Genomic DNA, 12,890 nt, shown 5'->3' with positions numbered 1-12,890 from the left:
TTTCTCTAACCATGTTTAAAATCCCTCCGATTTCTTTATAACAATGTGGATCAAAAAAGCTGATTGTATTTATTTTAGACGTGCTATTATCACATAACAAATACTTATATCTCATAACTTGATATGCTTGAAAAGCATTTCTTGAACATGTAGTATGGAAACAAAAAAGGAGATATGTCGATGGAGGTAAGAGTATTACGTTATTTCCTTACTGTCGCTAGAGAAGGGAGCATTACGGCAGCTGCAGACTTTTTACATCTAACACAGCCAACCTTGTCCAGACAATTAAAGGATCTTGAACAAACGTTAGGAAAAAAACTATTTATTCGCAGTAGCCACCATATTGTCCTCACAGAAGAAGGAACGCTTTTGAGAAGAAGAGCTGAAGAAATCATTGAGATGGTTGATAAATTAGAGACTGAGTTCCGGTCTATGGAGGAAACTGTTAGTGGGGATGTATATATAGGTGGCGGGGAAACAGAAGCCATGAAACAAATTGCTCGAGTAGTAAAGAAATTGCATTCAAAATATCCGCATATACGGTATCATCTCTACAGCGGGAATGAAGATGACGTAACGGAGCGGATCAATAGGGGACTGCTTGACTTTGGAATACTCATTCAACCGGCTGATGTTTCGAAATACAATTATTTGAATTTGCCCGCCAAAGACGTTTGGGGCGTTGTGATGAGAAAAGATAGTCCACTAGCTTGCAAGGATGTAATTCAACCCGCTGACTTACTACAAGTTCCGCTCATTTGCTCTAGACAGGCGCTAAAGCAAACATTTTCAAAGAATGATTTTGCGGATTGGTTTGGTGACGATTTCGATAAACTAAATATCATAGCCACTTACAACCTGGCCTATAATGCCTCAATTATGGTTGAAGAAGGCATCGGTTATGCTCTAACACTAGATAAGATCGTAAATACGTCGTTTGATAGCAACCTTTGTTTCAGACCTCTCGAGCCAAGAGTAGAGTCCGGATTGAATATGGTTTGGAAAAAACATCAGGTCTTTTCCGCTGCTGCAAAAACATTCTTGACTCATATTCAAGATTTCTATGGATAGTGTTACAACTTTCCAAAATTCCGCGGGCCACGACCAGCTCTGCCAATAAGTTCTACCCAATATGTTTATATATCGCAATAGGTCCAATCTTGAACCTTCTGCCAAAAGCGAGTTTACCTCTCGATAATAGTATGGTATACACGTTACCGCGCTTTATCCTTCTCTTCATCTGGCGACTGGGTATATGAAGACCAATTACTAATMAAGATTTMGATGATTATACCGTATCAAAAAGTGTGTCCAGAAAATGAAACGTACCATAAATCAAATATACAGTTTTTGAAACGCTTTATAGTGTCTTTTTTTAGTGTATCAAAAAGCATGCATTTTGAAAGGATAGGATGGTGACTAAGGCTATACCGGTATATAATTCAATCCAGATACTTCAATATGTGAAAAAAGACAATTTACCTTTCTTGTACAATAAGGGACACTCTTCTGAATTAACGTAATGGACAATGAGTATGAGTTATAAACCTACAAGGGAGAGAAGACATAGATATCTTTATAGAGAAGGAGGAGTATTAATGATTGAGATGGGCTACGCGCGTGTTTCTACTAAGGAGCAAAATCCGGAAAGGCAACTGCTGATAAATTGAGCGGCAAAGACTTCAATCGACCTCAGTATCAGGCTAAGTGTCTTATGTTGAGACAGGTGATTTAGTTTACATCGATTCGTTAGATCGATAGGGACGAGATTACGAAGGAATCATAGATGAGTGGGAATATATTACTCGTGAGATTGGAGCGGATATTGTTTGTTTGGATAACGAGCTGCTCTTTGATTCTAGAAAGTATCGAACCATGGGTAACTTCGGAAAGGTCCWGGAGAGTCAATTTCTTAGTTTGCTTGCCTATGTAGCAGAACAAGAGTGTAAAAAGAATCTGGAGTGACAAGCTGAAGGAATTGCAGTGGCTAAATCTGAAGGAGTTAAGTTTGGCAGGCCGCGAAAGGAAATTGAATCAAATTTTATTGAAGTGTATCAAGCTTGGAAAGCTTCCGTAAATCTATAGCGTATGTCACAAGGCAGATGGAGGAAAATATAAGATTGCTGCTTAGACTACGCTTTAACGACTAGCAACTCAAATTACCGCTGGCTAGTCAATAAGCCGAGCGGTTTTTTTGGCCAACCTGAGAGCGCATAGCTCGTTTATTACCTACCACAGACATCATAGCTAGTACGGTTAAGAGGACTGCCATAACGCCGTGAAGCAATGTCGCCGTATGAAATCAAGACGTTGAGCATTGCTCTTTCCTTCTAATTTATTGTTGCCTCTGTGATTAAGAGACGCATACGCCAACCGTATCCTGCTCGGTTAAAACTTATGAGCAAGCTACTCGTGCGGCGGCCGTTTCACCCCATTCAGAAAAGAATCGTCGTAAGAACGCAAAATAAACTACGACATCACAATTAACTAATGGGTATTTCCAAGCCGGGTATCGAAGGTATAGGGGAGAATGAGACCGAGAAGAAGCAGTCCAGTATGCTGGCAATAAATCGATTAGGAAGCGTCCCCAATGTTTGAATTAGAATTGAACTGACTCACTATCCGCATTGCAATCAAAAGTCCTTTGACTTATTGGCGTCCTGCGCTTCAAGCTTCATCGTCTGCCTCTTGAACCTTCTGAATATTTTGCAACTCAGGAACCGAGAATATTGAATTATTAAGCGCTCTCTTGGATGATACAATGTTACTGCAAACAACCACAATAAAGAGAGGGGCATCATCCTTGAAAAAGTCAAAACTTGCTGCCATCGGCACAAGCGCGCTGCTCGTCACTGCCTTCCTTGCAGGCTGCTCATCCAACAACAATGTGAACACCGCCAGCCCGTCGGGAACTGCTTCAGGAAGCGCATCCACGTCGTCTACATCGGCTTCTGACAAGCCCACATCCGGCGAACAGGTCAAGCTGACCTTCTGGCGCAATTCCGGCAATGACGCCGAAAACTCCGCTTACGACCAATTGGTGAAGGCATTCAATGCGAACAATCCAGACATCAAGGTCGAGATGAGCCCGATTCCTTATTCGGACTACGATGCGAAGCTGCGGACCTCGATCGCAGCGAACAATCCGCCGGATATTATGGCAATCGATGCACCGAACATGGCATCCTACGCGCAATCAGGAGCATTGCAATCGTTGACGAATTATTTCAAGGTGGACGGCAATCTCGACGATATTCCGGCGGGTACAATTGGGGCTTATACTTACAAGGACAACATTTACATGGCACCGCTTACCGAATCGTCCATTGTACTTTTCTACAATAAGAAGATGTTCGAGGCAGCAGGTATTCCGCTACCGTCCAAAAACCCGGATGAGCCGATGACATGGGATCAAGTGCGCGAAGCGGCTATCAAGCTGACTGACGCGAAAAAGGGCATTTATGGCATCGATCCGGCCCAAGGCTTTGGGAACGCGGGAGCGGCCGCTTACTTCAAGTACCCGATCATCTGGCAGTTCGGTGGGGAGATCATGGACAAGGATGGTATGACATCTAAGGGCTACCTGGATATGCCGGAGACGAAGAAGGCGGTACAATTCTTCGCGGATCTGTATAATAAGGACAAAGTATCGTCGCTGGAATACCCGCCGGATCCGTTCCCTACAGGCAAGCTTGCGATGACGGTCGACGGCTCCTGGTCGTTGTCCTTCTTGGCCGAGAAGTTCCCGAATTTCAAGCTCGGTGAGGATTGGGACGTCGCGCCGCTGCCTAAAGAAACGAAGCAAGCGGTGGCCAACGGCTCTTGGTCCCTCGCCATCTCTTCCCAGAGTAAGAACGCGGACGCAGCCTGGAAGTTCGTGAACTACGTGACTGGAGCGGAAGGCTCCAAGCTGTACAGCAGCGTGACGAAAGATATTCCGGTTCGCTACTCCGTCGCGAAGCAGTTCCCGGAGCTGAACGAATATCCGAAGAACGTCTTTGTCATCCAGAACCAGAAATACGGCCGCTCGCGTCCGATTACGCCGATCTTCCCGCAGATGTCGGATGCCGTCAACAAGATGATTGAAGACGTAACGATTGGTAAACGCAACGTCGATACGGCGATTGCTGATGCCATCAAGAAGATCGACAAGGCTTACGCCGATATGCCGAAGTAAAAAATAAAGGATAACCTGAAAAAGACGTCCGCTATTTGCGGATCGTCTTTTTCAGGCTTTTGCGTTCAAATAGCTCTCATCTTACATTCACCGGAGGCCTGACGACATGCTCTACTCGCTTCGAAGCCGACTTATGGTTGCTTTCTCCATCCTGCTTATTTGCCCGTTCGTTTCGTTGGTCTATATTCTGACTTCTACGTCGGCGAACCTTATTAAGAATTCCCTTGAAATATCCGCTTCGCAGACGATCGAGCAGTATGCTTCCCACGTAACGACCTTGATGAAGCAGTTGGAGGATATCGGCAACCAGGTTCTCGGAAGCTCGATTACCCAGACTTGGCTGGCCGATCTGCGCAATAGCGAAGACCTGGAGAGAGAAGAACTGCTGGCGAAGCGCAGGGTGCGGGATTTTCTGTCCTCCTATGCGGTGAATAATTCCAACGGAATCTCGATCAGTCTTTTTACTATTGCGAAGGGCGGATTGTGGAAGCAGGATCGCACATATGAACAGCAACCTTGGTTTCTGGATTACAAGGAGCAGAATGTGAAATGGACGGGGTCTCACCTGGACGAGGACCAGCCGGATGAGAGCATGAGGAACCGCAATGTGAATGGCTACCTGCTGCCTCTTGTTGAGCTTCAGACGTTGACCAGCGTTGGCATCGTTAAGGTCAACTATCCGACGAGCGTTCTGCGGGATCCACTAGAACGGATTCATTTCGGCGAGACGGGCCGCGTCTTCCTGCTGGACATCGATGGGCGGAGCGTGCTAGGCCAGCAGTTTACAGGAGTAGCGGCCATCTTGCAGGAAGGGATAAGCAAGCTTGCCAAAGTCCGGCAGACCAATCAGGCGGGGAAGCGAGTGAGGGAGAGCGGCGTGTTCGCCGTACGAAATCAGGGCAAGCCTTACCTGGTCTTCTACGAGGAGCTGCCGGATCAGAACTGGACGATCATGGGCGTCGTGCCGGAACGGGAATTGTATGCGAAGCTAAACCGCATTAAGGAGACGATGCTGCTCGTAAGCGGAATTCTGCTGGTGATCGTGCTTGTTGTGGCATTCGGCCTGTCCAAAAGCGTCACGAATCCCCTTACGCGAATGGCCCGATCCATGAAGCTTGTGAAGCGAGGCGAGTTCGACGAAGCGATTAAACAGATGCCCAACACCCAGCGGGGGCACAGTGAGATCGGTTATGTGACCGGCGCTTTCGGACAGATGACGCACCGGCTGAAGTACCTGATCGAAACGGAATACGAGACGAACCTGAGGCGTAAAAACGCCGAATACAAAGCGTTGCTGCTGCAGATCAACCCGCATTTTTACAACAATACGCTCGAAATTATTAGCGGTCTGGCCGCTATGAAGCGCAATGACCTCGTTATGGATGCAACCGAGTCACTGGGACAGATGATGCGGTATTCGCTGGATTTGAGCTCTGATCAGGTGTGGGTGCCGGAAGAACTCGATTATATCCGGGATTATTTGTTCATCCTAAAGTTAAGGTATGACGATCGACTACAGGTACGGATCGAAGAGGCGCCGGGGGCCCGTGAACTTAAGATGCCTAAGTTTATTCTGCAGCCCTTGGTTGAGAATGCGGTTAAATACAGTTTGGAAAACGGGGAAATAGCGATTGTTGAACTAGGTGCCGAGGCCCGCGACGGTTGGCTGTACTTGACCATCTCCGACAACGGAATCGGCATGAATGGGGAACTGGCAGCCGATTTGCAAAGGGGGCTGTCTGGGGCGGATACGACGGCGATCCTCCACACGGAGGGAAACAGCATCGGACTCCGAAACGTACTGGCGCGTTGCAGGGTGCAATACGGCGATGCCTTTGAAGTCCACATTGCTTCATCACCGGATTCCGGCACTACGATAACGATGCGGTTGCCCGCAAGCAGGAGTTGATCATCATGTACCGTGTAATGCTCGTAGACGATGAAGCCGGTGTTCGCAATAGCATCCGGGCGAAGATTGATTGGGAGAGTGCCGGATTCGTCATCGCTTACGAAGCGTCCGATGGAGAGGAAGCACTCCGTATGCTTGCCGAGGCGGTGGTTCGTCCGGATATCGTCATCTCGGACATTAGAATGCCGAAAATGGACGGGATCACCTTCATCCGAGCTTGCAAGGAGGCCTATCCGGAACTGCGAGTTATCGTCTTGTCCGGCTATTCGGACTTCGATTATATGAAGTCGGCCATTCAGCTCGGCGTCAAGGATTACCTGCTGAAGCCTGTAGTGCGGGCGGAGCTCTCATCGCTGCTCGGGAAGCTGGCGGGCGAGTTGAAGGAGGAACGACTGCTGGAAGGTGAGCGCCAGCGGGAGAAGGTTCAGCGTAACCAGCAGCTGCGGCAAATGCAGGAGCATTTCCTCCTTCAATTGGTGAAGGAGGAAGGCGTAGGCGAGTCTGCGGTGAGAGATCGACTGCACCATTTGCAGCTCGCCAAGCTCGACGGCGAAGCGTTAAGCCTACGCTWTGCGACACTAGAGATGCGCTTGCCGCCGGGACGGCTGCGAAGCTGGGAGGGACGCCGCGATCTGCTGCAATTGGCATTCCGCATGCTCTGCCGAGAGACGGCCGATAAGCGTGAGGACGTGTACCCATTCTATGACGTGGGGCACCCGTCGATGATGTTTTTCCTGCTGGTGGACACGGGAAGTAAGGAGTCTGGGGACGCAGCCGCGGAGCAGTTCGTTCGCGAGCTGAGGCGCAATGCGGCGATGTACCTGCGGCTTGAGAGCGTCGGCGGCATAGGCGAGCCCGTGTCGGGGTGGCGCGAAGCGAAAAACGGCTATGCCAGCTGTATGCTGGCCTGGAGCCGCGAGACCATCGATGGATCGGCCACCGCATCGACCCAGCAGGGAGTACTGGATTGGGCGCAGTCATTCACGGCTGAGACGGAGCGAAGGCTGATTCAGGTGATCGAGACATTGAATCGGCAAGCTTTTTCCGCTCAATTACTCGAGCTGTTCCCGTCGAATCGAGACATGCCGATGTTCGCCTTCACCTTCCTGGCGCTGCGGGTCATTCTAACCTTCGGTTCACTTGCGAAAAAGTTTGAACTGGGCGATACCTCGCTTCAACAGGTGCTATGGAATTGCCAAGCTTCAATTGCGACCTATCGGAGTCGGGAAGAGGTACTTGCGCAAATTGAACGGATCGCCGATTTGGTCATGGATGCGGTGCGAAGCAGCCGGACCTCCAGCGGCCAGTTGCAGGCGGAGGCGGTCCGCAAGTATGTGGATGAGAATTATCCTTACGAGTTGACGCTGTCTCAGTTGGCCAGTATGTTTCACATGAACGAGACTTACCTGTCGGGCTTGTTCAAGCAGAACGCTGGCGTTACATTCAGTGACTATTTGACGCGGCTCCGGATGACGCGCGCCGCCGAGCTGCTGAGCGGGACAGATCTGAAGTTGACGGATATCGCGATGCTGGTTGGCTACTCCAGCTCCAGCTATTTCAGCACCTCTTTTAAAAAGTATTACGGCTGCAGCCCAAAGGAATACAGGGAGAAGCGGCAGACAACGAATGAGAGCTAACAGCTTTTATAGAAGAAGTCATCCCTCCCCACTATTCGCTATTTCCTCCCCCTCACCCAGCATTTTAAAAGTTGCTCCCCGAGCATAGTGAAAGTCTTGGCCCTTCCCGCAGCCTTACAATAGAGGCAATCGAAACAAACATGGAAAGCTGCGGGAAGGAAGAATTCGACATGACAAACACGAACACGAGGCAAGACAGCCGCCAATCCGAGCATGAGGAGGCGCTTAAGCTAGCGGAGGAAGCGGTACAGGCCGGAGCCGCTCGGGCGGCGCAAGATCCGTTCCGCCTGCACTATCATCTGATGGCGCCGTCGGGCTGGATGAACGATCCGAACGGACTCATTCATTTTAAAGGCGAGTACCATGCCTTCTATCAACATTTCCCATTCGGTGATTATCAAGGCCCGATGTACTGGGGACATGCGGTCAGCCGGGACTTGGTGCGGTGGGAGCATCGCCCGGTTGCCCTTGCACCGACGGAGCCCTACGAGTTCGGTTCGTCTGAAGGCGGCTGCGGCTGTTGGTCGGGCAGTGCGGTGGAGCACGAGGGACAATTGGTGCTTTTCTATACCGCACACGTCGATGGGCGTACCCCGGAGGAAGTGCAGACTATGGCGACGAGCGAGGATGGAATCCGCTTCGTTAAGCATCCGGTGCCCGTCATTCAAGGCAGTCCGGACGGTGAATGCTTCGGCTTTCGCGACCCGAAGGTGTGGAAGCATGAAGAGCGCTGGTATATGGTCATTGGCTCAGGTAAAAACGGTCGCGGCCGCGCCCTCCTATACGAGTCTCCCAACCTTTTGGATTGGTCGTACCGGGGTGTCGCGGCGGAGAGCGACGGGACGCAGGGAGATATGTGGGAATGCCCGGATTTGTTCCCGCTAGGAGGCAAGTACGTCCTAATCGTTTCACCGATGAACATGGACGGCGTCAAAAATCTCTACATGATCGGTGAGATGGACTTCGCTGCAGGTCGTTTTATCCCCGAGAGCAGCGGTATCATCGATGACGGACCGGACTTCTATGCCGCGCAAACGATGTTGGACAGCAACGGACGCCGCATCCTGATCGCCTGGATGGACATGTGGGGATCGCGACTCATTAAGACGGGACGCGCCTGGTATGGGGCTATGACGCTTGCCCGAGAGCTTCAGATGACCGAAGATGGGCGTCTGGCCTCGAGGCCAGTAGAGGAACTAGCTTCTCTTCGAGGACAAGAGATTTCGAAATTAGACAACGGACTCCATCTGCAGCCTGGCGAAGAACGAATCTGGTTGCTGCCGCCGGCCTTTGAATGGCAAGCCGATATTGATTTGTCTGCAACAGAGGCGCAGGAGCTTCGGATCGTAATTAGTGGAGCATGCGAGGATTTATCCGACGCAGAGTCCGTAAAGACTTCGCGGTCCGTCACAGACCAAATCACTAAGATCCGCTGGCTGGCTGCGCAGCGCCGCATCGAATTGAACCGCAATGAGGCGGGAATTGGCGATCCCGGCGTGTACGTATCCGACCTTCAGGCTTCTGCCGCCACTCGCCTGAGTCTCCGTCTGTTCTCAGACAACTCATCCATAGAGTTGTTTGTCAACGATGGCGATCGAGTGTTGACCAGTCGCATTTATCCTCTGGCTTCAGGACGCAGACTGGAGATTCAGGCGTTGGGAGGAACCATTGTATTCGAAGCCATGCGGCTCTGGACTATGGATGGACTGGAGGTTAAGCAATGAGCGGGATTCCGAAAAAGTCTATGTCGGCCCTAGCCACGATCGCTATCGGCACCGTGGTTGTGCTCGCGATAGGAGGAGCGATCTGGATGTCTTTTCACTCCGATTCAATTAAAGATTCCGCTGGAAAAACCAACAAGGCGGAGGAAATCTACGCGACGCCCGCACCTTTCCGATTCAACCCGATCGCGAATTATTACACGGAACGCTATCGCCCGCAGTACCACTTAAGTGTCGAGACCGGCAACATGAGTGATCCAAACGGCATGGTGTATTACGAGGGAGAGTACCATCAGTTTTACCAGAACAGCGGTCAGTGGGGGCATGCGGTCAGTCAGGATCTCGTGCATTGGGAGCATCTTCCGGTCGCCTTGATTCGCGATGAGCTCGGCGAAATATGGTCGGGCAGCGCGGTTGTGGACTGGAACGATACGAGCGGTTTTTTCCAAGGTAAATCCGGGCTGGTTGCAATCTTTACGCATTTCCAGAGCGGCGTGCAGTCGCAGAGCATCGCGTACAGCAGCGACGGCGGGCGCACCTGGACAAAGTATGAGGGTAATCCGGTCATTCCGAATCCCGGAATCAAGGATTTCCGCGATCCGAAGGTTATCTGGCACGAAGCGAGCAAGCGTTGGATCATGGTGGTATCAGTCGACAATCATGTTAGATTCTACTCATCGCCCGATCTCCGAAACTGGACCAAGACAGGTGAATTCGGCATAAATCAAGGTTCGCATGCCGCCGTATGGGAATGTCCAGATCTGTTCGAGCTTCCGGTAGACGGCAGTGGTAATCACAAGTGGGTGTTGACGCTGAGCGTCGGCAACAACGAGGCGACCAAAGGCTCGACAGCGCAATATTTCATCGGAGAGTTCGACGGAAAAACCTTCCATAATGATAATCCCGCCGATAAAGTGTTGTGGACGGATTACGGTAAGGACTTCTATGCGGCGGTCTCGTATTCGGACATCCCGGAGAAGGACGGACGGCGTATCTGGCTCGGCTGGATGTCCAACTGGCGCTACCCGTTTACGATGCCGACCGATCCTTGGAAAGGCAACATGTCCGTTCCCCGCGAGCTTACACTTCGCGATATTCCTGGCGAAGGGATCCGTCTCATTCAACAACCAGTCAAGGAACTCGATTCGCTGCGCGGCACTGTACTTAAGCTCGAAGCGCAGCAGCTCGCGACCAACTCGAACGCATTCGGGAAGTGGCGCGGAACCTCTTATGAGCTGGATACGACTTTCACCGTTTCGGCTGATGCTGCGTTTGCACTCAAGGTAAGGACAGATGGTACGGGGGCGGAGGAAACCATCATCCGCTACAATGCCGCAGCAGGAACACTTACAATCGACCGTTCGAAATCTGGCGCTGTTTCGTTTGAGCCGGGCTTCGCGGAGAGCTTTGTGGCTCCGGTGAAGCCGTCTGCAGATGGAAGGTTACCTCTTCGGATCTATGTAGACGAAGACACGCTCGAAGTGTTTGCTGAAGACGGAGCGAAGGTGCTATCCGCCATCGTGTTCCCAGAGCCGTTAAGCAATGGCTTGTCGCTAGAACTTGAGCGGGGGAGCGTCAAGCTAGATGAAGCCTCATTCTACCCGATGCGCTCGGTGTGGCGTGACGAGAATCCTGATTCCAACGTACCGAGCCGCATCCTCATCGGCAAGGAAAGTGTGGACGTGGCGGTTGGCACCCATGTAACCGTGAAGTCGTCCGTGCTGCCGCTGTCCGCCTCCCAACAGCTCGAATGGGCGTCCAGCGACATGTCAGTCGCTAAAGTGACACATACAGCGGACGGCAACGGTGTTGACATCTCTGGCATAAGTGCAGGACAAGCCGACTTGATCGCGAAGACGCCTGACGGCAAAGTGACGGCGACGATGAGTGTGTTTGTCTTCGAGCCGTAAAGGGCGATAGTTCTCTGAATCAAGTTTATTCACCCAATCCACCAAACTGAAAGGAAGGGAAAACCATGGCACACACCGAGCTGGCTCCATCGATATCCAAGCGCCGCAAAGGAAATCCCTTCGGCCGGGCACTGCGCCAGGAAGAGAGAACGGCTTGGCTGTTCATCTTGCCTGCGTTGGCAGCGCTTCTGCTCTTTGTCTTCTACCCGATGGTCCAAGCATTCTTCATCAGCTTTCAGAACTACAACATGGTAGGAGGAACCAGGTCCTTTAACGGCATAGATAATTACCGGACGCTGATGAATGACTCTGAGTTTCTGGCAAGTCTTCGGCATTCACTATTCTTCGCGGTCATTGTCATTCCGGTACAGACAGCGATCTCGCTAGGCCTCGCGATGCTGATTCAGCGATCCGGGCGTTTTACAAGCCTGTTTCGCACGGCTTATTTTATCCCAGTCGTGATCTCGACCTCGGTCGCAGCCACGGTGTTCAAGCTCATCTACAACAAGGACTTCGGCATCCTGAATCAGCTTCTCAAGTCGATGGGACTGCCGCTGACGAACTTTTTATCCAATCCAGATACCGCGATGTACGGCATAATCATTCTAGGCATTTGGAAAGCATCTGGGTTTTTCATGATTATTTTTCTTGCGGGACTGAACAACATCTCTCAAGACTTATATGAGGCGGCTCGGGTTGACGGAGCAAGCCGAGCGCAGCAGTTCTTCCGCATTACGCTGCCGATGCTGAACCGGACGATGGCTTTCGTTGTCATCATGACGACGATCGATGCAATCAAGCTGGGTGGTATCGTCTTCGTCCTCACCAATGGAGGACCGAACGGGTCCACCCAGACAGTCGTATATTACATCTGGAAAACGGCTTTTCAGCAAATGCAAATGGGCTACGGCACAGCGGCGGCTTTTGTTCTGTTCGCTATCGTGCTGATCATCTCGCTTGCGCAAATGACCTACTTCAATAAGAAAGCTGACTACTAGGGGGATTATTATGCGGCAAATGGGGTTTGCGCTTAAATACATCATGATGACGCTCATCGCCATCGTCTGCATCATTCCGATCGTATGGATGGTCGCTGGATCTCTGCGTCCTTATGAGGAACTGTTCCAATATTCATCGAGCTTGAATTGGCATATGTTCGTGCCAGTCAAGTKCACCTGGGAGAACTACAAAAACGTTATTTTCAGCGATACGAATCCATTCCTACGCTACATTTGGAACACAGTGCTCGTCGCTGGATCCGTAACCGTCATCGTGCTCGTCGTAAGCGCCTTGGCCGCCTTCGCTTTCGCGAAGCTGCGATTCCGTGGCAAGTCGATCGTCTTCGCCTTGTTCATGTCGGCGATGGTTATTCCGGGTGAAGTAACGCTCGTGCCAAACTGGCTGCAGCCTATTGCACAAATTTTGCCGCTTACTTACTTCGTGGAGGGCATGCGGGATGGTCTCATATACAATTCCGGGATCGTTTCAACCTCATTCTGGATCGGTATTGGCATTATGGTCACATGGGGCGTTGTG

Annotated in this window: 8 protein-coding genes; all 8 read left to right on the top strand. The window is 51.0% G+C overall.

All coding sequences use genetic code 11. The features are described 5' to 3' along the window. Positions 1-180 precede the first annotated feature (180 nt). Positions 181-1,071, top strand: a complete 891-nt coding sequence (locus tag AC1DSE_RS18845; protein WP_339208264.1) for a LysR family transcriptional regulator — start codon at positions 181-183, stop codon at positions 1,069-1,071. A gap of 1,732 nt (positions 1,072-2,803) precedes the next feature. Beyond that, on the top strand, positions 2,804-4,177 hold the full coding sequence (locus AC1DSE_RS18840; RefSeq protein WP_477509147.1) for an ABC transporter substrate-binding protein: 1,374 nt from the start codon (positions 2,804-2,806) through the stop codon (positions 4,175-4,177). 106 nt (positions 4,178-4,283) lie between these two features. After that, a complete protein-coding gene (locus tag AC1DSE_RS18835; RefSeq protein WP_477509146.1) occupies positions 4,284-6,086 on the top strand; it encodes a cache domain-containing sensor histidine kinase in 1,803 nt (600 codons plus the stop codon). A gap of 5 nt (positions 6,087-6,091) precedes the next feature. Further along, on the top strand, positions 6,092-7,723 hold the full coding sequence (locus AC1DSE_RS18830; RefSeq protein WP_477528025.1) for a response regulator transcription factor: 1,632 nt from the start codon (positions 6,092-6,094) through the stop codon (positions 7,721-7,723). 170 nt (positions 7,724-7,893) lie between these two features. Then, positions 7,894-9,447 (top strand): glycoside hydrolase family 32 protein, encoded by a 1,554-nt coding sequence (locus AC1DSE_RS18825; protein ID WP_477509144.1) that lies wholly within the window; start codon positions 7,894-7,896, stop codon positions 9,445-9,447. Next, on the top strand, positions 9,444-11,354 hold the full coding sequence (locus AC1DSE_RS18820; RefSeq protein ID WP_477509143.1) for a GH32 C-terminal domain-containing protein: 1,911 nt from the start codon (positions 9,444-9,446) through the stop codon (positions 11,352-11,354). Before AC1DSE_RS18825 ends, AC1DSE_RS18820 begins: the two co-directional genes overlap by 4 nt. 65 nt (positions 11,355-11,419) lie before the next feature. Next, positions 11,420-12,352, top strand: a complete 933-nt coding sequence (locus AC1DSE_RS18815) for a carbohydrate ABC transporter permease (RefSeq protein WP_477509142.1) — start codon at positions 11,420-11,422, stop codon at positions 12,350-12,352. A 10-nt stretch (positions 12,353-12,362) separates the two neighbouring features. Next, positions 12,363-12,890: ABC transporter permease family protein (locus AC1DSE_RS18810; protein WP_477528024.1), on the top strand; the 528-nt coding region annotated here is incomplete at its 3' end.

It is taken from the genome of Paenibacillus sp. 01L418, from assembly GCF_056400045.1.
Note: the sequence above shows the minus strand (reverse complement) of the source record. Positions and strands in the feature narration are given on the sequence as shown.

Excerpts from the sequence above, each read along its gene's own strand:
- AC1DSE_RS18825 (WP_477509144.1), top strand. The coding sequence starts at position 7,894 with ATGACAAACACGAACACGAGGCAAGACAGCCGCCAATCCGAGCATGAG.
- AC1DSE_RS18845 (WP_339208264.1), top strand. The coding sequence starts at position 181 with ATGGAGGTAAGAGTATTACGTTATTTCCTTACTGTCGCTAGAGAAGGG.
- AC1DSE_RS18815 (WP_477509142.1), top strand. The coding sequence starts at position 11,420 with ATGGCACACACCGAGCTGGCTCCATCGATATCCAAGCGCCGCAAAGGA.
- AC1DSE_RS18820 (WP_477509143.1), top strand. The coding sequence starts at position 9,444 with ATGAGCGGGATTCCGAAAAAGTCTATGTCGGCCCTAGCCACGATCGCT.
- AC1DSE_RS18835 (WP_477509146.1), top strand. The coding sequence starts at position 4,284 with ATGCTCTACTCGCTTCGAAGCCGACTTATGGTTGCTTTCTCCATCCTG.